Genomic DNA, 23,712 nt, shown 5'->3' with positions numbered 1-23,712 from the left:
GATTCCTTGCGGCGAACCAAAAGCTAAAACAGTCGCTTTTTCGCTGCTTGCTACTTTACGTCGCTTCTCGTCGAGCGAAGCGGCGCGGTGGCTATCCGGCTTCGGAACGAACTCGTGGGGACAGCAACTATGGCAATCGACCGAGACGACATCAAGAAGACCATTGCGGACGAGTGCAAAGCTACAAAGCGCTCGACCAAGTTGTGGAGTCTTCTGCACTATGGCCTATCATTTTCAGCTATTGCACTGAGCGCCGCCGCGGCCAGTGTGCTGAACTTGAACCACCTGTTTTCCCTTAGTTCTGAGCTTCGGCACGATTACGCCACACTATTTTCAACAATAGCTGCAGTGTTCGGCAGCATAGCGGTCGCCGGCAATTTCGCAAGTAAGTGGAGTGCTTCGCGAATGGCACGGAGCGGACTCGAGCAATTAAGGTATCAATTGTTGGATACTAGTTGCGACCTTACGGCAGTGCTGGCTCGGTTGTGCCAGATCCGAAGAGATAAAGACATCGCATTTACCCAGCAGGTAGGCCGCACAAGCGCTCAGCAGCTGCCCGCATCATTTGAGGCTGCGCAGAATGCACCGGTCGCGCCTCAGCCCGAGAACTCAAAGCCGATTCCGATCTCCGATAAACGCGCTTCTTAATCACAAGGGTTCGCGGTCTCATCGCAGTCCTTCGCGGGGACGTTCCTTGGCGCAGCAGCCGTCGATATGAAGCGTTTATAAACCCAGTCATCGATTCTTTCACTCAGTCCAGGCTCGCGCCGAAATTACGAGGAAACGCACAACTTCTTCATATTGCTTTCGTCATCGACACCATACATCGTACGAGGCTGCCCTATCCTTCGATAGAGTCCCGTTCCTCGCAGTGATACTCGTTGTGCCATTGAAAATGTAGGGAGCTGACATGCCCAAGACCATTGTGTATTGTGCGGATGGCACCTGGAACGGTCCAGGCTCGAAGGCAGACCAAATCGAGAACGATCCACCGGGCGAGAGTAATGTCTACAGGGTGTATCGATGGCTCCAAGGATCTGCGGTCAGCAAACCAGATGGGGGTCTCGGGCTCGAACGACAAGAAAAGAAATTAACCCGGACCGATGGGGACACCGAGCAACTGGCGTTGTATTGCCACGGTGTCGGCTCAAACAAGCTGCTGCCGGACATGGTAGTGCTCGGCGGAACTTTAGGAGGTGGGTTAACGACTCGCATCAGACTCGGATACTCGTACATTTCAACGAACTATGAGCCAGACGATTCGATCGTCATCGTCGGATTCAGCCGCGGGGCCTATACCGCCCGGGCACTTGCGGACATGATTGCAACGCGCGGTCTCCTGCGCCCCGAGATGGCGAAAGATCACGGGCCCTATAGTCACTCAGCGGTGGCCTGGATCATGTACAGGGAAAGGCAGGTTGCAAATCGGGACTCGGCATCATCAGATCTTCGGCAGAGGATAATTAAATGTTCACAGCATCTGCACGAAAAACTCCTGGAGACCTTTGGCCGGAAATTGACCGATGCGGACTTTGTGCCTACGAACGTAACTGCTGTCGCGGTTTTTGACACCGTCGGATCGATGGGAATTCCGGCATACGATCGCGGCGAAGACACACTGATCGACGAATACGAATTCGACTCTGAAGAATTGCACCCGAAGATAGGCAGAGCGTTTCACGCCGTGTCGCTAGACGAACAACGCGAAAACTTCGACCCCACTCTTTGGATACCTGACGCAAGACTCAAGCAGGAATTGTTTGCCGGTGCGCATAGCGACGTCGGAGGTGGCTACAAAGACGACGATGGATTGTCAGACGTCCCCCTGAAATGGATGATCGAACAATTGACCGAAGTAGGCCTGAAGTTTGTTGACTCAGCGGCGATGGAGCGCGACGGACTGGCTCCTAACGCACTCGGAACGGCGCATCAACCGTGGCGGGATTTTCTCTTCAGCAAGCTTGGACACCAGACGCGCCAGTTTCCGGACGGCTACGTGACGGTCAACGAAGCAGTGTGGCGCCGGATGGAGGGAGGCGCAGTCCGTTCCGATCCGGACCTCCCCGCCCCTTATGATCCACCGAACCTCCCCTCAGGCATCGCACGCCAATGATGGTCATACGCGCCTCGGCAGGTCCGGTTGAAAAGGAGCGTGCGCCGCTTCTAGTTGCCATGTGTACTGCGGCGGCGACACATTCTTTACGGCGCGTAACTTTAGGCTTAAATCCTTGAATTGCGTAGCCATTCGGGGGATCGCCGCCGTTCACGATCGAGCGGATATGCGATTCGGATGAGGCCGTTCGCGGCCATGGGACTAAACCGCTCGCGCGGTATTCACTCCGTTTGAACATGGTGGTTCGTCATAGGAAACCTGCACGGTTTCCTATGTTGGGAGATGAGGCGGTTTGCCTCGTCTCCCAACAGGAGCCCAGCCATGACTACTGCCAGCCGAAGCGTCAGTCCGCTACGCCAACGGATGATGGACGACATGCGCATGCGCCGACTCGCGCCGAAGACCCAAGCCAACTATTTGCGTGCGGTTCGGGATTTCACCATCTTCCTCAGCCGCTCGCCCGACACAGCTACAGTCGAGGATTTGCGGCGCTATCAACTGCATCTGGTTGACCACGGCGTGTCGCCGATTTCCCTTAACGCCGCCATCACCGGCCTGAAGTTCTTCTTCGGCACGACGCTTGGTCACGAGGAGTTGATGGCCAAGATGCGTCCGATCTATCTCCCGCGCACCTTACCCGTGATACTCAGCCGCGATGAAGTGAGTCGACTGATAGCGGCAGCGGGTAATCTCAAGCATCAGACCGCGCTCGCGGTCGCCTATGGCACAGGATTGCGCGCCAGCGAAGTGGTGGCCTTGAAGGTCAGCGACATCGACAGCCAGCGCATGACGCTGCGCGTGGAGCAGGGCAAAGGCCAGAAGGATCGATATGCGATGCTGTCACCGATCCTGGTCGATCGTTTGCGGGTCTGGTGGCGCGTCGCCCGAGCCCAGGGCAAGATGCTCGACGGTGGCTGGTTGTTTCCCGGCCTCAACCCGATCGAATCGCTCAGCACCCGCCAACTCAACCGCGCAGTCCATGCAGCAGCACAGGCTGCCGGAATCGACAAGCGCGTATCGATGCACACCTTGCGCCATAGCTTTGCCACCCATCTGCTCGAGCAGAAGGTCGATATCCGCGTGATTCAGGTCATGCTCGGGCACAAGAAGCTTGAAACGACAGCGCTTTATGCCCAGGTGGCCACTGATATTCTGCGTGAGGTAGTGAGCCCTCTTGAGAGTTTGCGCACCGAATAAGTCGACGTCGTGGCGCATCGCGCGCTCGAGGTGGCCGACGTCTTTCGCTCGCTTGGCCCAACGTGGCGGCAATCCGCTAACCTGAGCCTGGGGCAACTGAAGGTCGTGTCGGCGATCGAACAGTGCCGCAGCGCGGCGCTGGGAGGGCACGTGCTTCGTTGTGAAGGGTGCGCCGAAGTCGAGATCGCCTACAACTCGTGTCTTATGGGGAGTCCTGGCTAACAGGGAGTCCGAAAGCATGTTCGGAGCCCCAGACCGAACAATTCTGTGTTTTTGCTCCCCATTAAAACGCGCCCCTCCGTTGCTATCGTGGTCTGGCTTTCACGGGCAATCATCACAGGAGGACGTGATGCTAGACACATACCTGGTAGCACCCAAGACTTTGAGGCGCCTGCGTACGGGACCGGTCGGCGCCTTCATTGACGGCTTTGCTGATGCGCTGGAGCGGGACGGATATTCAGCGGCCAGCGCCGAGCGGTACATACGTGCCGCCGATCATCTGGGCCGCTTCATGCTGATGAGTGGCAGACCTCTGGCTGAGGTAGGTCCGCAGATGTTGGATGCCCGGACGGGCAGTTCAAACTCCTCCACTTATGGGCACTTAAATTCCCCCACCCCGTGAAGCAGGACGTGGACGTTATTTAGCTCTCTTTTGTTTTTCGCGCAAGGGTTTCAGCGGCCTCTTTAAGTCGATAGCTGCGACCGTCGAACTCGAGCAGGTGGCAGTGATGCATGAGGCGGTCGAGGATTGTGGTGCTCATCGTGTTGTCGCCAAGGTAAGCGCCCCAGTCCTGGACGACGCGGTTGGACGTCACGACGACGCTGCGACGCAGCTTGTAGCGTTGGTGGATCAACATTTGCAGCAGCGCGCCGGCGTCGTCGGGAATCGTTCGTGACAGGAACAGGTCATCAAGCACGAGCAGATCGCCATCGAGGATGGCGCGCAGGCGCGTTTCCCGCTGCGCGGGTGGACTGAGAACGTAGCGGTTGAAGAAGTCGTCGGTCTCAAGGTACTGGACCTTGTAGCCCTGCAGGACGGCCTGGTAGGCAATGGCCTTTGCAACGTGCGACTTGCCAGTACCCGGTTTGCCGATGATGAGCGCGTTGCTGCCTTCGGCGATGAACTTCAGCGTGTGCAGCTGGAAGCATGCCTGACGCGGCAGTCTGGGATTGAACGACCAGTCGAACTCGGTAAGCGTCAGCTTCTCTTCAAGTCCCGACTGCTGGTAGCGGCGCTCAATGAGCCGCGAGTGCCGGCGATCGAGTTCATCCTGCAGGATCAGCGCGAATGTTTCGAGAAACGGTTGCTGGGTGCCCTGCGCCTGCAGCACACGTGTCTCAAGCGTGTCGCGCACGCCGGACAGGTGCAGCAGTCTGAGGGCGCGTTCGATGTCCGGGAGTGCTGTGGTCATGTGGTTTCTCCGTTGGTGGAAGTGATGGATCCGGCGTTGTGCGCAGCGCCGGCGCTGAACAGCTCGCTGTATTCGGCGGCCGGTCGGATCAGCGGGTGCTCCTGCGTCAGCGGCAAGGCGAGTTGCGGCGCGCTGTCGAGGCGCTCAAGGGCCTGCTCGAACAGCCGCTCAACAATCGCGCGCACCTGCCGGTACCGGTAGACGTGATGGCGCAGCGCGTGATCGCACGCCTGCTCGACGAGTCGGGCGGGATACCTCTTCGCCAGTCCGACGATGCCCCACATGCCGCGATGGCCGACACGACCTTCGGCGTCGAACATGTGCTGGCAGAGCGCCTTCGCTTGCGGTCCGATGTCGCCGGCACTGGCGAGTGCAATCCGTGTCTGGCGTGACGGGTTGAACGGGCGCTCGCTCTCGGGAAGCTCGAGCGAGCCTGGTAGTGAGGCGCGCGCGTGGGTTCGCAGCAGTTCCTGCGTCCGGCGATCACGGATCTCGATGGTGGTCTCGTAAATGCGCACGCACACAAGACTGCCGATCGGCGCGGGCCGGGCTGCGTAATTGCTGCGATCGACGCTCACTGTCGTGTCGTCCCAGACGGTGCGCACGACCTCACTGAAGTAGCGGAATCCGGTTGCCGGCAACGGCCTCAGGTGCGGCTTCTCCTCCCGGAACATGGCCTCGACCTGCCGCCGCGCGCTGCCGTGGATGCGTTTGGCTGCCCAGTTCTCCTCCCAGTGCATCAGGAATTCGTTCTGGGCCTCGAGCGACTCGAAGCGCCGGCCAGTCAGCGCCGTGTTCTGCGTATGCTGGATCGCGTTCTCTACGGCACCCTTTCGATTCGGATCGCGTACCCGGGCAGGATCGGCGATTACGCCGTAATGCTCGAGCATCGCGGCGTAAAGCCGGTTGATCTCCGGCTCGTACAGGTCGGGCGTAATAACGCCCTCGCGGAGGTTGTCGAGCACGACATAGCTGACTGTGCCACCGAAGTACCGGAAGGCTTCTTCGTGCAGTTGTGCCCAGACCTGTTTGCTCGACTTCCAGACCACGCGCCGGAAGCTGCGCCGTGAGTATCGCAGTGTCATCACGAACAGCCGTGGGCGCCGGAAGCGGCCCGTCTTCGGATCGCGCGTAAGCGCGCCTTCGCCGTAATCAACCTGGGCTTCTTCGCCGGGCGCGAACTCGAGGCGGTCAAACTGCTCGGGTTCGACGTGACGAAGGGCGCGCACGAAACGCTTGACGCTGTCGTAACTGGCGGTAAAGCCGAACTGGTCGACCAGATCCTGGTAAATGGCCTGGGCGTTGCGCCTCAGGCGCACCTGCTGCTCGATCCACTCGCGATGGGGTTCGCTCGCCGAGCGGGCGAAATTGAAGGGTTTGGCTGGCGCGGCAGCATCAGAAGCCGGTGGGCGCGGGGGTGGAGGAGTTTGAGGTGGAGGAGTTTGCGCGCCCACCGGCTGTACCGGGCCGGCGGGCACCGTGGGGGAATTTGCTGTCGCTGCACGCTGGGACTCGAAGATCGCCTGGTAGCGACGGATCGTCTTGCGATCAACGCCCGTGAGCTCATGGATCCTGCGTTGGCTCACCTCGCGTTCGAGCAACGTGAATATCGCGCTTTGCAGATGTTGCTTCAAGACGTTCACTCCCTGATCTCCTTCTTGTTCGAAGGAGAAGAAAATAGACGTCCTGCAACATCGTTAGCCGCCCGCTCAAAAGCTCAGCCGGGGGTTCTCAGGTGGAGGAGTTTGAACTGCCCAAACCCGGAGGAGTTTGGGTGCCCTCCGGGGNTTGCTGTCGCTGCACGCTGGGACTCGAAGATCGCCTGGTAGCGACGGATCGTCTTGCGATCAACGCCCGTGAGCTCATGGATCCTGCGTTGGCTCACCTCGCGTTCGAGCAACGTGAATATCGCGCTTTGCAGATGTTGCTTCAAGACGTTCACTCCCTGATCTCCTTCTTGTTCGAAGGAGAAGAAAATAGACGTCCTGCAACATCGTTAGCCGCCCGCTCAAAAGCTCAGCCGGGGGTTCTCAGGTGGAGGAGTTTGAACTGCCCAAACCCGGAGGAGTTTGGGTGCCCTCCGGGGCCCTTATGTCCAGCTGCTTCAACAGATGCCATTAGCGACGGGCCGCACCAGCAGTGACGTGCGTCGATGGCGAGGCAGAGATACACGGAATCAGCTCGCCAAATTGTGTCGCTCGCCTTGACCGCTCCCGGCCGTTCTATCAAAGAGCTAACCTCGATGCTCGATGGCCCGAGGTAGAAAACCGGCGCTGCCAGAACCGCGTCACACCAAAAAACAGGGCCGGAAATCCGACCCCAAAACGCACGTGTTGTGCACGGTGCGTGGAGATCCGTCCGCCGTTCAATTACGCAAGCTGATGCCCTTGGTCTCGGGCGAAAAGAACGTTGCAATGAAACTGATACCGGCAAGAACCGCGATGTAGGTGGCGATCGGCCAATATGCGCCCTGAGTCCATCCGAGCAACGCAGCAGCGATGAACGGAGCGATGCCGCCGGATGCCACAGCGGCGAACTCTTTACTGACAGCGATGCCGGTATACCGATAACGCGCGTTAAACAATTCAGGAAAGTAAGCTCCCTGGATACCATACATGCCAAAGACTCCGACGCCGATGGCAATGGACATACTTAGGATAACCAACGCTGGGTCTTTGGTTGTGAACAGCCAGAAGGCGGGGAATGCCCAGAGGCACGTGAAAAGTGCAACCAGTCGGTACATCAGGCGGCGGCCAAACCTGTCCGAAAGCCCCCCCATCAGGGGTATCGTCAGAACCGCCAGTGCAGCCGCGATGGTAAGACCCATCGTTCCCACCGATTTGTCGACAAGCAGCACTTTGGTCAGGTAGCTCAGCGCAAAAACCTGGTAAAGGTAAGAAGAGCCATTCTCCCCGACACGCAGGCAGAACGCGACCACCAATGTACCGCGTGCTTCGGACAACAAGTCTTTAACGGGACGCTTGCTGGCATGCCCGGTGTTTTTGATTTCTTCGAATACGGGGCTCTCTTTGACCTTCATTCTGATAATGAACCCCGCAACAACCACAGCGGCGCTGAACAGAAACGGTATCCGCCAGCCGTAACTCAGAAAGTCCGACTTCGGCAAGTGCTGCACTGCCGTAAAGATTGCGTTCGCGAGAAGAATCCCTACGATACATCCCGCAAAAGGCATTGCTGCATAGAAGCCACGGCGTGCAGGTGGTGCGAATTCGGACACAATGAGCGACGCGCCAGCCTGTTCGGCGCCCGCGCCAAAACCCTGAAGCAGTCGCAGCACCACCAGTAGCACCGCGGCCCAGACTCCAACGCTGTCGTAGGTGGGTAGCAGACCGATGCAGAATGTCGATCCGCCCATGAGCAGGACAGTCGCGACGAGCACGCTCTTGCGGCCGTATTTATCACCTAGCCAGCCGAAAAAGAGTCCACCGAAAGGCCGCGCGAAAAAGCCTGCAGCATACGCACCGAAAATCGCCAGCAATCCTGCCGCCTTATCCAGGCCGGGAAAGAACAGGTCCGAAAAGATCAACGCCGACGCCGTGCCGTATATGCTGAAGTCGTACCATTCCATCGCGCTACCGGCGACACTCGCGCCAATGACCCTTTGCAGGTCCTTCCCGTTGACGGCGACCTCGGTACCCGTTGTGGTAGCTGTAGAGTGCAATGCCGATACTTGTCCTGTCATCTTTGTCTCCATCTAGAACCTGCATGTGTTTGGTGATTCACTATTACGCGACGGAGCGGGGCGCGACCGCCGCTCATGCCTCGCAGATTTGAATTGCGGAAAGTCCACGCCGACATGCCAGCAAACGGCCTCCGTGATGAGGTCGTGGTTAGCCTGATCGCTCATTCCCACTACCGCCGCCGCGCCTTTCACTACGCCGTTCTCGACGCACAGCGGAATGGCACCGCCGTTGACGCTGTGCGTCGCCGGGGCGAACCCGAAATCATTCAGTGATCGTCCGCTCTGCCGTAAGCGGATGCCAACCTCGAGCGAACTTTCTCCAAACGCAAATACAGTCCTCATCCGTTTCAGCAAGCGGGACTCGTCGTCTGGGTCGGCGCCTTCCATTGCGCTGAAATACAAGGTCTGTCCCGGTCGCGCTATGCAGACAGTGATCGTCAGTCCGCGCCTGAAAGCAAGATTGAACGTAATCTCGCCGATTGCCCTGGCAGCCGCCGCATCGAAGCGTGGTAATACAAGCTTTTGTGCCTGGTGCCGAAGGCCACCGGTACGAGAGACTTTTTCCGTTCCTCTGACCATGTTGGCCTCCTTCGTTTGATAAAACCGTGAGGCTCGCATCCACGCCTGGCCTGAAGGCGTGGGGCGTGTCCGTTCACTGTCGGTTGTCGATTCCTGCATTCAGAGCAAGGAACTGGCTCATGCGCTGACGGGCCAGGTCGGGTTTGGTCAGGACGCCTGCCATGTCGGCCTTGCGGAAGACCTCGGCATAGTGAACGACGGAGCGCGCCGATTGCATGCCGCCCGCCAACGAGAAATGACGTTGATGACCGTTAAGCCATGCAAGAAAGACGACGCCCGCCTTGTAGTACTGCGTCGGCGCAACGAACAGCGCTCGCGACAGGGCGACGGTCGGATCGATCAGTTGTCGATAGGCATCGAGATCCCCGGTGGCGAGCTTCGTCAGTGCACGTGAGGCGACGGCTGCGATCGGATCGAATATGCCGAGCAGCGCATGCGAATGGCCAGTGCTGTCTCCTGCGATGAGTTCGCCGTAGTTGTAATCGTCGCCCGTGAACATCACGACGCCTTCGGAGAGCTGCGACCTGAGCTGACGCTCGTAGTCTGCATTGAGCAGCGAAATCTTGATGCCCTCGATCTTGTTCTGATGACGCTTGATGATGTCGAGCACGGTCGCCATTGCCGTCGCTACGTCGCGGCTGCCCCAGTACCCTGCGAGTTGCGCGTCGAACGCATCGCCTAGCCAGTGGAGCACGACCTTGTTGCGCGAGGCGGAAATCACCGCATCGTAGACATGCTGGTAATCGTCGGCAGAGCGAGCCGCCGCGCAAAGCGCACGGCTTGCCATCATGATCGGGCGGCCGCCAGCCGACTCGATCACGTCGAACTGCTCCGCGTACGCATTGATAATATCGGCGAGGGAATGTGTGCGGCCGCTATCAAGATGGTCAGTGCCCGCGCCGCATGCGAGGTCCGCACCTGGGATGTCACGCGCGTGCGCGATGCTGCGGCGGATCAGTTCGGCCGCTGTCGGCCAGCCGACGCCCATACCGCGCTGCGCTGTATCCATTGCTTCTGCGACCTTGAAGCCGAGGCCATACAGGTAGCTGCGAAATTCGAGCGTGGCCTCCCAGTCGATGCACGGCGCGTCACCCCATGGCTCATACGCACGCGACGAATCGACGACGACATGCGCCGCCGCATAAGCGATACGGTTAAACGTCGGCGCGGTGGACGGCGGAGGCTGGTCGTCCAGTTGTTGCATCGCGTACGGCTGGATTGTTCCTTCCAGTGTTGGCAGATTGATCTTCATTCATTCCTCTCAATGTCTGGGGGTGAAGGATCATGTCGGCAGCTTTTTCGGCGACCATGATCGTCGGTGCATTTGTGTTGCAGGAGGGCAGATAGGGCATGACGGACGCGTCGACGACGCGCAGGCCCTCGAGTCCGATCAGACGCAGATCCGGTGTGACAACGCTGTCCGGATCATCGGGTCGTCCCATACGGCACGTGCCAACCGGGTGATGGTCAGTCTTTGCGTTTGCGCAGGCGTACTCGAACAGTTCCTGGTCGGTATTGGCGCGCGGCCCGGGCAGAATCTCGCTCTGGACGAAGCGCTTCAACGCTGGCGCGCGCATGATGTCGCGCGCGAGCCGCAGGCCTTTTATCGCCATGTCGCGGTCATGCGGGTCGTCCCAGTAGTTGGGGTCGAGCAACGGAGCGGCAGCGGGATCCTTGCTTGCAAGTCGAACGGTGCCGCGCGAGCGGGGGCGAAGGTACGCCGTGTTTAGCGTGACACCTGCATTCTTCAGTTTTGCCATACCGGCTTCGATGCCGGACCCGAGTCCCAGGTGGAACTGGATATCGGGAGAGCGGTCGTGCAACTGACTATCCGCATACCAGAAGCCGCCCGTTTCAAAGAGACTGGACGCAACGGGGCCTTTCTTCAGCAACAGGTATTGCAATCCGGCCCATGCGGCGTAGTGCGGCTTGTTGTACTTGTCGTACGTGTGATCGCCCGTACATTCTGCAATCACGAACAGATCGAGGTGGTCCTGCAGGTTGGACCCGATTCCGCGAAGGTTATGAACCGGCTTGATGCCGACGAATTCCAGATGATCGGCGGGACCGATGCCCGACTGCATCAGGAGCTTCGGTGAGCCGATCGCGCCTGAGGCTACAATCACTTCGCACGAAGCGCGCACAATCTGCGGGTTACGGCCGTCGCTGATCACGTATTCGACGCCCGACGCGCGATTGGCTTCGACGATCACGCGGAGTGAACGGGCCTGCATCCTTACGGTCAGATTGGGCCGTCCCAGTACCGGCCGAATAAAACCCGCTGCGGCCGAGGAGCGACGCGCGTTCAGCTGGGTGAGCTGGTAATAGCCCAAGCCTTCCTGGCTGACGCCATTGAAGTCGGGATTGAACGGAATACCCAACTCCTGTCCCGCCTGAAAGAATGCCTCGCAGATCGGTAACGGACTGATCGGATTCGACACACCCAGCGGTCCGCCGTAGCTGTGATATTCGTTGGCAAAGCGCTGGTTGTTTTCGGACTTCTTGAAGTAGGGCAGTACATCGCGATAAGACCAGCCAGTTGCACCCCCTTTCTGTTCCCAGTCGTCGTAATCTGCCGGTACACCACGCGTATAGATTTGCGCGTTAATCGAGGAGCCGCCGCCGATAACCTTGGCCTGTGTAAAGCGCAGCACCCGATTGTTCAGATGCTTTTGCGGCACCGTGAACCAGCCCCACGAGCCTATGCCGCGCGTCATCTTCGCAAAGCCGGCAGGCATCGAGAAGAATGGATGACGGTCCGCGCCACCCGCCTCAAGCAGCAGCACCTTGACCGAGGGATCGGCACTCAGGCGGTTGGCCAGCACGCAGCCTGCCGAGCCGCCGCCCACAATCACGTAGTCGTATGTCGTCGTATTCATGTCAGTCGGCTCAGAAAGCAGGGATGGACAGGCCGCCATCCACGTTCACGACGCTACCCGTCGCGAAGGGCAGCGAGCCATTGGCCAGTGTCGCGACGGCCTGGCCTACCTCGTCGCTTTCGCCCCAGCGTCCAACAGGTACAAGGCCTTCGTGGAAACGCGCTTCGTACTTTTGCGCGACGCCCGCCGTCATGGGTGTGCGGATGATGCCCGGCCGCACCTCGAATACGCTGACGTTGGCGCTTGCGAGCCGAAGCGCGAAGAGCCGCGTCATCATCGGCAACGCGGCTTTGGACAGGCAGTATTCGGCGCGTTCGGGTGAGGCCATTTCCGCCGATACGGACGACACCGTGATAATCGAGCGCGGGGCACCCGATGTTACCGAGGCCATGTGGCGCGCGACGGCCTGCGTCATGAAAAACGTGCCGCGCAGATTCACGCCGAGCACCGCATCGAATGCGTGCGGCGGCACATCCAGCAGATCGCCGCGGCTGGGCGAACCGACGCCCGCGTTATTCACGAGACATTCGATACTGCCTTTGAAGTGCACGGCTTCTTCGACGACATTCGCGTGCGACGCAACATCGCTCAGGTCGCTCTGTATGAAGAGCGCGTCCTGGCCTTCGTCGCGCACCAGTCCACACGTCGTTGCCGCGTCCTCGTCGTTGACGACATCTGTCAGCACGATATCGAAGCCGCGCCGCGCGAGCGCTACGCAGATCGACCGGCCGATGCCGCGCCGGGCACCCGTCACCAGTGCGACAGGTAATTTTTCCTCTGAGTTGGTCATAGCTGCACCATCTGTCGTTACGTTGCGCGCTCAGTGAATCCGGACTTCGGTATCGGCGTCGAACAGCACGAGCTTCGACAGATCGACGCGCAGTTCGCATCGCTCGCCCGACGAGTGAGGCATGTCCGCGCCAAGACGCGCGGCCACTTCCATGCCGCCGAAATCGAGCACGGCGAGCGTGTCGGGGCCGGTCGGTTCCAGCATGTTAATCGTCACCGGCACGGTGCGTAGCGCCGAGGCGGCACGCTCGTTCTCGACGCCGATTGCTTCGGGGCGCAGACCCGCAATTACCTTCTTTCCGATGTAGCGCTCGACGGCCGCCGGTTGTTGCGGCAGATCGAGCGCAATCGCGCCATGACCTTCGCCTACACGAAGCTGGAGCGAGCCGTTCGCGCGCTCGATACGCGCAGGAATCAGGTTCATCGACGGCGAACCCATGAACGTCGCGACGAACGTGTTGGCGGGCGTGTTATAGACTTCGGCGGGTGTGCCGAGCTGTTGCAGCACGCCGCCCTTCATCACGGCGATGCGTGTCGCGAGCGTCATCGCTTCAATCTGGTCGTGCGTGACATAGACGATGGTCGCGCCCAGGCGCTGATGCAGCTTCTTGATCTCGGTGCGCATGTCGACGCGCAATTTCGCGTCGAGATTCGACAGCGGTTCGTCGAACAGGAAGATCTTCGGGTGACGCACGAGCGCGCGGCCCATCGCGACACGCTGACGCTGGCCGCCAGAAAGCTGACCCGGACGCCGGTCGAGCAGATGCTCGATCTGCAACAGGCGCGCGGCATCCTGCACGGCCTTTTCGCGCTCGCTTTTCGAGACCTTGCGCATTTCCAGCCCGAAGCTGATGTTCTGCGCGACGGACATGTTCGGATACAGCGCGTAGCTCTGAAACACCATCGCGATGTCCCGCTCGCTCGGGTGCAGATCGTTGACCCTGTCGTTGCCGATGCGAATCTCACCGCCCGAGAGCGTGTCGAGGCCCGCAATCAGCGAAAGCAGTGTGGACTTGCCGCAGCCGGACGGTCCGACGAGGACGAGAAAGTCGCCGTCGTCGACATCGATGTTGATCTCCTTGAGGATCTCAGTGGAGCCGTAGGCCTTGCGAACCTTGGATACGTGCAGAGAAGACATGATTTACCCCTTGACCGAGCCGGCCATCAGACCGCGTACGAAATAGCGACCACCCACGATGTAGACGAACAGCGTCGGCAGTGCGGCGATCATGGCCGTGGCCATGTGGACGTTGTATTCCCTGACGCCCGTCGATGTGTTCACGATGTTGTTCAGCGCGACAGTGATAGGTGCAGAGCTACCCGTCGTAAACGAAGCACCAAAAAGGAAGTCGTTCCAGATATTTGTGAACTGCCAGATCACAGTGACCGTGATGATTGGCACCGAGTTGGGTAGCAGGATGCGGAAGAAGATGCGAAAGAAGCGCGCACCGTCAATCATCGCCGCTTTCACCAGTTCATCCGGAAACGCGACGTAGTAGTTGCGGAAGTAGAGCGTCGTGAAGCAAAGGCCGTACACGACATGCACAAACACGAGACCGGTAATCGATTGTGCGAGACCAATCTTGCCGAGAAACGACGCCATCGGAATCAGCACGATCTGGAACGGGATGAAGCAGCCGAACAGGATCAGGCCGAACAGCAGGTTGTCGCCTCTGAAGCGCCACTTGGTCAGCACATAGCCATTCAATGCGCCGAGCAACGTGGAGATCCCAACAGCGGCGAAGACCATCCGGAATGAATTCCAGAAGAAGCCTTTGACGCCCGAGCAGTCAAGTCCCACACAGGCCGAACCCCATGCTTTCTCCCAAGCAGCCAGTGTCCATTCGTGCGGTAGCGCGAGAATATTGCCCGAATACACTTCGGGGAGCGGCTTGAACGACGTCAGCAGCATCACGAGCAGGGGTACGAGATAGACCACGGCCGCGATCGCCAGCAGCGAATAGATGACGATTCGCGAGACGTAGTTGTGCTTGCCCACCACCATCTGTGGCGAGTCCCATGTCTTGGTAGCCATTGTTTGTCTCCTGAAAGGCTATCGGGTAGTTCAATGGCCGGCGCTCTTGCGGCGCGGTCGCATTTCGGAGTAGAGGTAGGGCACCATGATGGCCGCGACGGTACACAGCATCATTACCGCGCTCGCCGCACCCATGCCCAGTTCGTTACGGGTGAATGTGAACGAGTACATGAAGGTCGAGGGTAGTTCGGTCGAATAGCCCGGACCTGCGCCCGTCAAGGCAATGACAAGTTCATAGCTCTTGACGGCGAGGTGAACGAGAATCACGAATGCTGATACGAACACCGGCCGCAATTGCGGAATGATGATTCGGCGATAGATGGCCGGCATGCGCGCACCATCGATCGACGCGGCCTTCACCTGTTCCTGGTCGATGCCACGCAGACCCGCCAGAAACATCGCCATCACGAAGCCCGATGCCTGCCACACGGCGGCGATGACGACGGTGTAGATCGCCATGTCGTCGTTGATGATCCAGTCGAACTGGAAGCTCGTCCAGCCCCAGTCATGAAACAGCTTGGTGAGGCCGAGACCCGGATTCAGAATCCACTTCCACGCGGTGCCCGTGACGATGAACGACAGCGCCATCGGGTAAAGGAAAAGCGCCCGTAATCCGCCTTCGGCGCGAATGCGCTGATCAAGCAGAATTGCAAGTCCGAGACCGATCGCCATGCAGAGCACGACGTAGAGCGACGCGTAAATGCCGAGGTTACCGATTGCCACGTGCCAGCGCGGGTGGTCCCATACGCGGCCATACTGAAGGAGGCCCGCCCAGTGGAAGTTGGCGAAGGCACGTGAGCGGGTGAACGAAAGCAGCGTGGTCCAGACGATAAATCCGTACACGAAGATCAGCGTGATAAACAATGTCGGGCTGAGCACGATCTTCGGCAACACAGCTTCGAAACGATTGCGCAACTTCGAGCGCCTTTGCGTCGGACTGTGGCCGGAGCCGTTGTTCAGATCTTCAAGGGTGGGCGCCGCGTGGGCGCGATTTTGCGAGAGCATGGCAACACCTACCGTCAGAGATGACGGGCCTCGTGGGGAGCGGCTTTGGGTGCCGCCCGCTCACGAGGACCAGTTGGCTTACTGCGAGTTCTTCACAGCCGCGACGAGCGCTTTCACGGCGTCCGCAGACGACTGGGTCGAATTGAAGAAGTGCGTGACGACGTCATAGACCGCGTTCTTCGGGCCATCGGGCATTGCATGTCCGTGCGCGAAGCTGCCGACCATCGAATCAGTCTTCAGGGCGGCGCGCATGTCGCTCATCGATTTCTTGCCGCATTCGTCGAAGCCGTCCTGAGGGACGTCGAGTCGTGCGGGAATCGAACCTTTGATCTGGTTGAATTTCGCCTGCACGCCCTTGTCCATGATCGTTGACGCGAACGCGTCTTCACCCGGCATGCTCGCGTCGCCCTTCTTGAAGGGGGCGAACTGGTCAGAGTTGAAGATGAAGTCGCCTTCCGTGCCCGGGTACTGGAAGCACAGATAGTCGACGTTCGGCTGCTTGCCAGCCGATGCGAACTCGCCCTTCGCCCAGTCGCCCATGATCTGCATGGCAGCCTTGCCGCTGATCACCATCGAAGTGGCGAGGTTCCAGTCACGCCCCGGGAAGTTGGGGTCAACCATGCCGCGCAGCGCGCGCATCTGGTCGAAAGCCTTTTCCATCGTCTTCGAGCCGAGCGCGCTGGGGTCCAGCTTGACGAGGGCCTGCTGGTAAAACTTCGGACCGCCAGCCGACATCACGGCGCTGTCGAAGATCGTTGCTTCCTGCCACGCCTGGCCGCCGTGCGCGAGCGGAATGTAGCCGGCCTTGCGGATCTTGTCGGCATCGGCGATGAGCTCATCAAAGGTCTTCGGCGGCGTGAGTTTGAGCTGGTCGAAGATCTTCTTGTTTGCCCAGATCCAGTTTGTGCGATGAACATCGATAGGGGCGGCAACCCAGTGTCCGTCCACCTTGGAGAACTTCTGGATCGGCGGCGGGACGAGTTTGTCCCAGCCTTCCTTCGATGCAACTGAATCGAGGCTCTGCAGATAATCCTCCTGCGCGTATTCGGGGATCGTGAAGCCGAGCATCTGGATTGCATCTGGCGGGTTGCCTGATGCGACACGCGCCTTCAGCACCGTACGTGCGGCTTCACCGCCACCGCCCGCAATAGGGCTGTCCTTCCATGCATAGCCCTTCGCCTTAAGGCCGTCTTTGAGAACGGTAAGGGCCTTGGCTTCGCCACCGGAAGTCCACCAGTGCATGACTTCTACCTGCTTGCTGTCGGCCGCAACGGCCGACAGCGTGTGACAGGCAACGAGACCGACTGCGATTGCTGCAATACGCTTCTTGAACATCTTTGTCTCCATTTTGACGCTCCCTTGATGGGGTTTCTCTGCTGGCACTCCGGCGTGACTCTGCCGAAACCGGGTGAAGTCAGGGGGATTAAGCTGGCTTTCTCGGCAACCACCAGTTCTTGCGCTGTCCGATATGAAGCTGGATCGTCTTCGTTTCGGTGTAGTCCTCGACGGCCTGCTTGCCGAGTTCGCGTCCGACGCCGCTCGACTTGAAACCGCCGAACGGCAGCTCCGGATAGCCATCGAGGAAGGTGTTGACCCAGACGGTGCCCGCGTCGACACCGCGCGCAACCGTCAGGCACGTATTGATGTCGTTGCTCCAGACGGCGGCCGACAATCCGTAGGCCGTGTCGTTCGCAATTTCGATGGCGTGCTGTGCGTCGGAGAAGGGGATGATGGCGAGCACTGGGCCGAAGATTTCTTCGCGCGCGATGCTCATGTCAGGCTTCACGTCACTGATGATGGTCGGTTCGAGATACAGACCTTGCGCGTCATAACGCTTGCCGCCGAGACGCAGGCGTGCGCCAGCTGCAACGCCTTTATTGATGTTCCCGAGGATCTCGCCAAGCTGGTTCTCGCTGACGATCGCGCCGATCTTGCAATCAGGATGCAGGGGATCTCCAACAGGCACCTGGCGCGCACGCTCGACAACGGCTTGTGCAAAGCGCTCGGCAATCGATTCGTGCACCAGCACACGGCTACCGCTGTTGCAGCATTCGCCAGCGTTGAAATACACGCCGAACACGACGGCATCCACCATCGCGTCCCAGTCGCAATCGGGGAAAATGATCTGCGGGTTCTTGCCGCCGAGCTCGAGCGCAATCTTTTTCAGCTTTTTCGAGGCGAGCCCGCCTAACAGGCTGCCGACACGCGTCGAACCGGTGAACGACAGCATGTCGATGGCGTCGTGCTCGGCGAGCGGCTGGCCGACGGTCGGGCCTTTGCCCGTCACCACATTGACGACGCCAGCAGGCACACCGGCTTCTTCGAGAATTTTCATCAGCATGACAGTCGTGCTCGATGTCAGCTCACTCGGTTTGACGACGCACGTGCAGCCCGCCGCAAGCGCAAACGGCAGCTTCTGCGAAAGAATCCAGAGCGGGAAATTCCACGGCGTGATGAGACCGACCACGCCAATAGGCTGGCGCAGGACGATGCCCAGCATGTCTTCGCCGAGCGTGTCGTATGCGTCGCCGCTGGTCGTGCGCGCAAGGCTCGCCGCGTATTGCCAGAGGTCGACGCAGCCGGACACTTCGCCGGTCGCCTGCGCGAGCGGCTTACCCGTTTCGAGCGACTCCAGCAGCGACATCTTCTCGACGCGGGCCTTGATGCCATCGGCGACTGCGAGAAGAATTCTCGCGCGCTCTGCGCCCTTGAGCTTCGGCCATTGACCGTGCCGGAAGGCGAAGTCGGCAGCCTTGATGGCCTGCTCGACATCTGCAGGCGTCGCTTCCGGAAACGTGCTGACTACGTGCCCATGAGCAGGACTGCGGCGCTCGAAGCGCTGCTTGTCCGCAGACTCGACCCACATGCCGTTGATGTACATGCGGCCATTGAAGGCTTCCTGGTCCGCTGGCTTGTCGCTCGTCAAAAGCGCGGTTGCAGCGGGAATAGCGGTGATGTTCGTCATGTCATTGACCCTCGTATTGCGCCGGGCGCCGTTCGCGGAAACTGGCCATGCCTTCTCGTGCGTCCTGCGTTGTTGCGGACAGCGCTCCTGCCATGGCTTCCAGGGTTGCACCAGCCCCGAATCCCGAGGCGGCGTTGATGAGTTGCTTCGTCAGTTGTACGGAGACGGGCGCGAGCGTCGCGATCTTTTCAGCGACAGCGATAGCGGCCGCAAGCGCCCCTTTCGCTTCGGAGATTTCGTCGATGAGGCCGATGCTGTACGCGCGCTGTGCGTCAATGCGCCTGCCGGTTAGTGCAAGCGACTTCACGTGGCTCGGACCGATCAGCGAAACCAGCCGCTGGGTCCCCGACCAGCCTGGGCAGGTCGCGATGCTGGCTTCGGGCAGCGCGAACGTGGCGGTGGGTTCCGCCACTCGCACGTCTGCCACGGCGGCGAGTTCGAGGCCGCCCCCGAACGCGGGACCGTTGATCGCGGCGACGACGGGCAGACGCAATGCCGCCCAGCGGTCGAAGATGCGATGACCGCGTGTCACCCACACTCGCCACATGTCCAGTGGTGCAAGGGCAGACCACTGGTTGACGTCTGCGCCGACGCAGAAGGCGCGTTCGCCGGCACCCGTCAGAACGACGGCACGCACGCTTGTATCAGCTTCCAGCTGCGCCGCTGCCGCTTCGAGCTGTTCGAGCATCTCGGGCGTCAGTGCATTCAGCTTGTCCGGTCGATTGAGCGTCACGATCGCAACGGCGTTCTTCGCCTCAATCTGGATGAGTTGCTGGTCAGCCATGACGTGCCTCCTTCAGTTGGAGGCCGAACGGTGCGTCCGTGAAAATCAACGCATCCATGGTCTTCAGGGAAGGGGAGACGGCCAGCTCGATGTCGCTCTGGTCGAGCACATCCTTTTGCAGATCGACGCCGGGCGCAATTTCGATGACCTCGAGGCCCGCGTCGCCGAGCCGGATGACGCAGCGTTCCGTGACGTATAACGCTTCCTGATTGCGCTTGCGTCCCATGCGGCCGCTGAAGGTTACGTGGTCCACATCTGCGATGAACTTCTTCTTGCCTTCCTTGATGATCTTCAGTTGGCCATTACCCACTTCGATCTTCGCGCCCGCCGTGAAATAGCCGCTGAAGACGATCCGCTTCGCATGCGTGGTGATATCGATGAAACCGCCGCAACCGGCCGTGAGATAAGGCTTGCTCGGCAGTTTCGACACGTTCACGTTGCCGAAGCGGTCGACCTGCAGGAAGGAAAGCAGCGAGACATCGAAGCCGCCGCCCTGGAAGTACACGAATTGCGACGGCGAGGGCATGATGGCGTCCGCGTTGCCCGAACATCCGAATGCAAAACCGAGAAGCGGTACACCGCCAACTGCGCCCTGTTCAATCACCCATGTCACGTCATCGCGATATCCTTCTTCGAGCAGGATGCGTGGCACGTTCGCGGAGATGCCGAAACCAAGATTTACTGCATCGTTTTGCGCGAGTTCCATTGCGGCACGACGTGCAATGACCTTGTCCGCGTTCCACTCGGCGAATGCAAAGGCACTATCCGGCAGCTTCACTTCGCCGCTGATTTCCGGGTCGTATTCGATCTGCGTGGTCTGCTTCTGCTCGGGATCGACGACCACGTAGTCCACCAGATTGCAAGGGATGTGGACCTGCTGGGTGTGCAGCGAACCCGCCTTCACGACGCGCTTCACCTGAGCGATCACGATGCCGCCGTTGTTGCGCGCGGCCAGCGCCTGGTCGCGTCCGCCGAGCAGCGCGCCTTCGTGTTCAAACGAAAGGTTGCCGCGCTCGTCCGCTGTAGTCGCGCGTACGATGGCGACGCGCGGTACGAAGTTCTTGTAGTACAGCCACTCGTCGCCCGCGAAAGAGACTTTCTCGACGATCGGGTGCTCGGACGCCTGCGCGTTCATCGCGCCGCCCTGACGGTCGGGGTCGACGTAGGTATCGAGACCGACCTTGGTCAGCACGCCCGGTCGCTTCGCCGCGACTTCGCGATGCATGTCGAACATCACACCGCTCGGCAGGTTGTATGCGCGGATTGTGTTGTCGGTAACGAGATGCCAGATGTCGGGCATCGGCAGGCTCGACGGGCCACTCGGAAACGAGCCAGCAATGACCGTTTGAACCAGTCCTTTCTTCGCGATGTGATCGATGCCCTTGATGCCGTACATGTCGCCGGCGGCAATCGGATGGAGCATCGTCAGATTTTGCGGATGGCCTTCGGCGTCGAACCGCGCGCCAATGGCCGCGAGCATCGCGTCGGGACAACCGAGACCACTCGACGAACTCACTGTGACGATGTCACCATCGCCGATCAGGCTCGCTGCGTGGGCCAATGAAACAACCTTGCTGGAACGCACAGTCAATCTCCTCAAACTTTTATTCAGCGAAGCGGGACGGGACCGTCACGTGTCCGCCCGCATCGGCCGACTGCACAATGGACAGCGCCGCGACGAGCGAGCGATAGCCGTCGATGCCCGTCGCAGCGGGGTTCTGTCCTTCAGAAATGGAGCGATGGAATTCAGCGACGCCGGTGCCGTACAGGTCGTGATGTTCAATCTCAATGATTTGCGTGCCGTCTGGCGTGCGAAGCGAAATTTCGCCGACAGGTCGCTGCGTCATCACGTCCTTCGCGAAGAGCGAACCGGAGGTGCCGTGAATTTCGAGTCCCGTCGGTGCGTAAGGCACGGTGAACGCATCGTGCAGCTGGGCGAGTACGCCTTCTTTGAACCGCACGATGGCCATCACACCGTCGGCGAGGCCCGCCGAGGACATCGTTCCCGACGCCGTCATTGCGCTGACTTCAACGGGTTCGTCATCGAGGACAAAGCGCAGCGTGTCAATGTCGTGGACGGAGATGTCGAGGATGACGCCGCCGCCGGCATCCGGTCGCTCGATGCGCCAGCCCCGCAGATGTGGCGGTAGCGACACGGCATGAAAAACGCGGGCGAAGAGGGGCGTTCCAACCTCTCCCGTGCGGATAAGCTCGCGGATTTTCCGGTGTGTGGCCGCGCAGCGCAGGTGATGATTCGTACCGAGCCGCACATCGTGTGATACGCACGCCTCGATCATCTGCGCGGCCTCGTCTTCGGTCAGCGCAAGGGGCTTTTCGCATAGCACGTGCTTGCCGGCTTTTGCTGCCGCGAGGGCCTGCGGCAGATGTTTTTCGTTGGTGCTGCTGATGTAGACCGCCGTGATGGACGGGTCTGCGAGCACGGCGTCGAGGTCAGCCGAGTGGGCCGGAAGATGGTGCTTTTGCGCAAATTCGCGCGCGCGTTCGGCGCTACCGCTCACGACCGTGGCGATCTCGCCATCCGGTTGCGAACGGATCGCATTGATCATCCATTCGTCGGCGATGGTGCTGGCGCCAATCAGCGCCCAGCGAATTTTTGCCGTCATGTCTCTCTCCATTGGAACGTTCCAATTCGCGTTGTTGGATCGTTCCAACAAACTGTAGTAGACTCATTTCACGCTGTCAATGAGTTTTTGGAACGTTCCAATTGTGCAAAGCAACATGAAATCCGGCCCGACCATTCAGGACATCGCCGCGTCTGCTGGCGTGTCGAAATCGACCGTCTCGCTTGTATTGCAGGAAAGCCCTCGTATCAAGGCTGAGACAGCAGAGAAGGTACGCGAGGCGGCGCGCGCGCTGGGCTACGTGTACAACCGTGGCGCGGCAAATCTTCGCGGACGGCGCAGCACGACCATCGGAATGGTGATCAACGATCTGACGAATCCGTTCTTCGTTGAACTGCTGGTTGCTATCGAACGTGTGCTCGCGCAGGCCGGCTATACGACGCTGATGGCGCACACAGCCGAGAGCATTGAGACGCAGACGCGGGTGCTGCGCTCGATGCGCGAGCAGAACGTTGCCGGACTTATCATGTCGCCCGCGTTGGGAACCCCCGACAATCTGCCTGCCGAGATCCAGTCATGGGGTGTACCTCTCGTACTTGTGATGCGTCCAATGGGTACGAACGTCGACACGGTAGGCGTAAACAATGCGCACGGCTTCGCGCTTGCCACAGAGCACCTGATCCAGCAAGGCCATACGCGCATCGCCTTCGCTGGCAACAGAAAGGGCTACACAGTCGCGAACCAGCGCAGGGAAGGGTATCTGTCGACGATGGCCAGGCATGACCTGTCTGTCAGCGACGAATGGATCATCGATGTCGAGTTGACGCCAAAAGGCGGGCGCGATGCGGTACGCGCAATATTCGACATGAAGCCGCGCCCGACGGCCGTGGTTTGTTACAACGATCAAGTCGCATTCGGTGTGCTGCACGAACTGGACCGGATGGGCAAGCGCGCGGGTCAGGCGCTGGCGGTCGTTGGCTGTGATAATGTTGTCGCCGCAGAACATACGAACCCGCCGTTAACCACGCTGTCGGCCGGTGCCGATAAGCTCGGAACGATGGCGAGCAGTACTCTTCTTGCAAGGCTCGAACAGACGGATGGACCTAAGAAGCCTGTAATTCAATATTTCGCCGAACCAGACCTGGTGATACGCGAATCAAGTATCGGCATTAGGGTGCCTGCCAAAGCCGATTGACTACGCGCGCCGTGATGCAGGATCTTTGTCGCGGAGAGTTGCATCCAGAGGTCGGCACTTCGGTCGTCGCGTTGCTACTTCTTACGGACGTGTTAGGCTGGCCTATTGTTAGTTATCCTATGTATTTGACATAAGCTTTAAACTGCATTTAGTGGTAAGGTCCGGTTCGGCGTCGATTAACTCAGTGAGGTAAGCCACCGGCTCTGCCGGTGGACTCACCAAGGTTTGACCTTTACGACGGTCGGCGCGAATTTCCTGTCTCTGCCAAGAGAAGGAGATTCACGATGAAAGAGTATCAGAGCCTGAGCCACACGAGATGGGACTGCAAGTATCACGTGGTGTTCATCCCGAAGCGGCGCAAGAAGCAGATATTCGGCGCGTTGCGTCGGCAGCTCGGAGAGATATTTCATGAGCTGGCGTCCCACAAGGAATCGAAAATTGTCGAAGGGCACCTGATGGGGGATCACGTTCACA

20 protein-coding genes and 1 pseudogene are annotated in these 23,712 nt (G+C 59.7%); 6 read left to right on the top strand and 15 right to left on the bottom strand.

The window, feature by feature from the left end; all coding sequences use genetic code 11:
* The first annotated feature begins 129 nt into the window (after positions 1 to 129).
* The 4 genes and pseudogenes from GCT13_RS41680 to GCT13_RS41665 all read left to right on the top strand — a co-directional run.
* Entirely contained in the window at positions 130 to 648 is a 519-nt protein-coding gene (locus GCT13_RS41680; protein ID WP_143327191.1) for a hypothetical protein, read from the top strand.
* A gap of 262 nt (positions 649 to 910) precedes the next feature.
* Entirely contained in the window at positions 911 to 2,113 is a 1,203-nt protein-coding gene (locus tag GCT13_RS41675; RefSeq protein ID WP_152767656.1) for a phospholipase effector Tle1 domain-containing protein, read from the top strand.
* A gap of 321 nt (positions 2,114 to 2,434) precedes the next feature.
* Positions 2,435 to 3,310 (top strand): tyrosine-type recombinase/integrase, encoded by an 876-nt coding sequence (locus GCT13_RS41670; protein ID WP_152767655.1) that lies wholly within the window; start codon positions 2,435 to 2,437, stop codon positions 3,308 to 3,310.
* A 9-nt stretch (positions 3,311 to 3,319) separates the two neighbouring features.
* Positions 3,320 to 3,511 (top strand): annotated as a pseudogene (locus GCT13_RS41665) (transposase zinc-binding domain-containing protein); the annotation flags it as partial.
* A gap of 440 nt (positions 3,512 to 3,951) precedes the next feature.
* Here the strand turns inward: GCT13_RS41665 and istB are convergent.
* The 15 genes from istB to GCT13_RS41590 form a co-directional block, all read right to left on the bottom strand.
* Positions 3,952 to 4,722, bottom strand: a complete 771-nt coding sequence (gene istB / locus GCT13_RS41660; protein WP_152767654.1) for an IS21-like element helper ATPase IstB — start codon at positions 4,720 to 4,722, stop codon at positions 3,952 to 3,954.
* Complete coding sequence (gene istA, locus GCT13_RS41655) at positions 4,719 to 6,365, bottom strand: IS21 family transposase (RefSeq protein WP_407670933.1); 1,647 nt, start codon at positions 6,363 to 6,365, stop codon at positions 4,719 to 4,721. Before istA ends, istB begins: the two co-directional genes overlap by 4 nt.
* 722 nt (positions 6,366 to 7,087) lie before the next feature.
* Positions 7,088 to 8,425 (bottom strand): MFS transporter, encoded by a 1,338-nt coding sequence (locus GCT13_RS41650; RefSeq protein WP_193727909.1) that lies wholly within the window; start codon positions 8,423 to 8,425, stop codon positions 7,088 to 7,090.
* A gap of 12 nt (positions 8,426 to 8,437) precedes the next feature.
* Positions 8,438 to 9,004 (bottom strand): heme-binding protein, encoded by a 567-nt coding sequence (locus GCT13_RS41645; protein ID WP_193727908.1) that lies wholly within the window; start codon positions 9,002 to 9,004, stop codon positions 8,438 to 8,440.
* A gap of 73 nt (positions 9,005 to 9,077) precedes the next feature.
* Entirely contained in the window at positions 9,078 to 10,256 is a 1,179-nt protein-coding gene (locus GCT13_RS41640) for a dihydrodipicolinate synthase family protein (protein WP_152767651.1), read from the bottom strand.
* Positions 10,159 to 11,883 (bottom strand): GMC family oxidoreductase, encoded by a 1,725-nt coding sequence (locus tag GCT13_RS41635; protein ID WP_152767650.1) that lies wholly within the window; start codon positions 11,881 to 11,883, stop codon positions 10,159 to 10,161. Before GCT13_RS41635 ends, GCT13_RS41640 begins: the two co-directional genes overlap by 98 nt.
* 10 nt (positions 11,884 to 11,893) lie before the next feature.
* Positions 11,894 to 12,673 (bottom strand): 3-ketoacyl-ACP reductase, encoded by a 780-nt coding sequence (locus GCT13_RS41630; protein WP_152767649.1) that lies wholly within the window; start codon positions 12,671 to 12,673, stop codon positions 11,894 to 11,896.
* A gap of 30 nt (positions 12,674 to 12,703) precedes the next feature.
* The gene (locus tag GCT13_RS41625; protein ID WP_152767648.1) at positions 12,704 to 13,810 is read right to left on the bottom strand and encodes an ABC transporter ATP-binding protein; all 1,107 of its coding nucleotides are present in this window, start codon (positions 13,808 to 13,810) and stop codon (positions 12,704 to 12,706) included.
* 3 nt (positions 13,811 to 13,813) lie between these two features.
* Positions 13,814 to 14,677 (bottom strand): carbohydrate ABC transporter permease, encoded by an 864-nt coding sequence (locus tag GCT13_RS41620; protein WP_193727912.1) that lies wholly within the window; start codon positions 14,675 to 14,677, stop codon positions 13,814 to 13,816.
* Between the two features lie 60 nt (positions 14,678 to 14,737).
* On the bottom strand, positions 14,738 to 15,712 hold the full coding sequence (locus GCT13_RS41615) for a carbohydrate ABC transporter permease (protein WP_152767646.1): 975 nt from the start codon (positions 15,710 to 15,712) through the stop codon (positions 14,738 to 14,740).
* A 78-nt stretch (positions 15,713 to 15,790) separates the two neighbouring features.
* Positions 15,791 to 17,047, bottom strand: a complete 1,257-nt coding sequence (locus GCT13_RS41610) for an ABC transporter substrate-binding protein (protein WP_152767645.1) — start codon at positions 17,045 to 17,047, stop codon at positions 15,791 to 15,793.
* 88 nt (positions 17,048 to 17,135) lie between these two features.
* Complete coding sequence (locus tag GCT13_RS41605) at positions 17,136 to 18,677, bottom strand: aldehyde dehydrogenase family protein (RefSeq protein ID WP_152767644.1); 1,542 nt, start codon at positions 18,675 to 18,677, stop codon at positions 17,136 to 17,138.
* A gap of 1 nt (position 18,678) precedes the next feature.
* Positions 18,679 to 19,461 (bottom strand): enoyl-CoA hydratase/isomerase family protein, encoded by a 783-nt coding sequence (locus GCT13_RS41600; RefSeq protein ID WP_152767643.1) that lies wholly within the window; start codon positions 19,459 to 19,461, stop codon positions 18,679 to 18,681.
* Complete coding sequence (locus GCT13_RS41595; RefSeq protein ID WP_321574970.1) at positions 19,454 to 21,046, bottom strand: acyl CoA:acetate/3-ketoacid CoA transferase; 1,593 nt, start codon at positions 21,044 to 21,046, stop codon at positions 19,454 to 19,456. The genes GCT13_RS41600 and GCT13_RS41595 overlap by 8 nt, the downstream gene beginning before the upstream one ends.
* Before the next feature lie 19 nt (positions 21,047 to 21,065).
* Positions 21,066 to 22,085: a Gfo/Idh/MocA family protein gene (locus GCT13_RS41590; protein WP_152767641.1), complete on the bottom strand. Its 1,020-nt coding sequence runs from the start codon at positions 22,083 to 22,085 to the stop codon at positions 21,066 to 21,068.
* Positions 22,086 to 22,200: 115 nt separating this feature from the next.
* On the opposite strand from GCT13_RS41590, the gene GCT13_RS41585 reads away from it, so the two are divergent.
* Both GCT13_RS41585 and tnpA read left to right on the top strand, forming a co-directional pair.
* Complete coding sequence (locus GCT13_RS41585) at positions 22,201 to 23,238, top strand: LacI family DNA-binding transcriptional regulator (RefSeq protein ID WP_152767640.1); 1,038 nt, start codon at positions 22,201 to 22,203, stop codon at positions 23,236 to 23,238.
* A gap of 284 nt (positions 23,239 to 23,522) precedes the next feature.
* A partial coding sequence (gene tnpA, locus GCT13_RS41580; RefSeq protein WP_152767639.1) for an IS200/IS605 family transposase occupies positions 23,523 to 23,712 on the top strand: 190 nt, incomplete at its 3' end.

Origin of the sequence: Paraburkholderia franconis (assembly GCF_009362735.1) — a bacterium.
In the GTDB taxonomy this organism is placed as follows: Bacteria; Pseudomonadota; Gammaproteobacteria; order Burkholderiales; family Burkholderiaceae; genus Paraburkholderia; species Paraburkholderia franconis.
Note: the sequence above shows the minus strand (reverse complement) of the source record. Positions and strands in the feature narration are given on the sequence as shown.

Coding starts and splice junctions, on each gene's coding strand:
- GCT13_RS41680 (WP_143327191.1), top strand. CDS start 130: ATGGCAATCGACCGAGACGACATCAAGAAGACCATTGCGGACGAGTGC.
- GCT13_RS41675 (WP_152767656.1), top strand. CDS start 911: ATGCCCAAGACCATTGTGTATTGTGCGGATGGCACCTGGAACGGTCCA.
- GCT13_RS41670 (WP_152767655.1), top strand. CDS start 2,435: ATGACTACTGCCAGCCGAAGCGTCAGTCCGCTACGCCAACGGATGATG.
- istB (WP_152767654.1), bottom strand. CDS start 4,722: ATGACCACAGCACTCCCGGACATCGAACGCGCCCTCAGACTGCTGCAC.
- GCT13_RS41650 (WP_193727909.1), bottom strand. CDS start 8,425: ATGACAGGACAAGTATCGGCATTGCACTCTACAGCTACCACAACGGGT.
- GCT13_RS41645 (WP_193727908.1), bottom strand. CDS start 9,004: ATGGTCAGAGGAACGGAAAAAGTCTCTCGTACCGGTGGCCTTCGGCAC.
- GCT13_RS41640 (WP_152767651.1), bottom strand. CDS start 10,256: ATGAAGATCAATCTGCCAACACTGGAAGGAACAATCCAGCCGTACGCG.
- GCT13_RS41635 (WP_152767650.1), bottom strand. CDS start 11,883: ATGAATACGACGACATACGACTACGTGATTGTGGGCGGCGGCTCGGCA.
- GCT13_RS41630 (WP_152767649.1), bottom strand. CDS start 12,673: ATGACCAACTCAGAGGAAAAATTACCTGTCGCACTGGTGACGGGTGCC.
- GCT13_RS41625 (WP_152767648.1), bottom strand. CDS start 13,810: ATGTCTTCTCTGCACGTATCCAAGGTTCGCAAGGCCTACGGCTCCACT.
- GCT13_RS41620 (WP_193727912.1), bottom strand. CDS start 14,677: ATGGTGGTGGGCAAGCACAACTACGTCTCGCGAATCGTCATCTATTCG.
- GCT13_RS41615 (WP_152767646.1), bottom strand. CDS start 15,712: ATGCTCTCGCAAAATCGCGCCCACGCGGCGCCCACCCTTGAAGATCTG.
- GCT13_RS41610 (WP_152767645.1), bottom strand. CDS start 17,047: ATGTTCAAGAAGCGTATTGCAGCAATCGCAGTCGGTCTCGTTGCCTGT.
- GCT13_RS41605 (WP_152767644.1), bottom strand. CDS start 18,677: ATGACGAACATCACCGCTATTCCCGCTGCAACCGCGCTTTTGACGAGC.
- GCT13_RS41600 (WP_152767643.1), bottom strand. CDS start 19,461: ATGGCTGACCAGCAACTCATCCAGATTGAGGCGAAGAACGCCGTTGCG.
- GCT13_RS41590 (WP_152767641.1), bottom strand. CDS start 22,085: ATGACGGCAAAAATTCGCTGGGCGCTGATTGGCGCCAGCACCATCGCC.
- GCT13_RS41585 (WP_152767640.1), top strand. CDS start 22,201: ATGAAATCCGGCCCGACCATTCAGGACATCGCCGCGTCTGCTGGCGTG.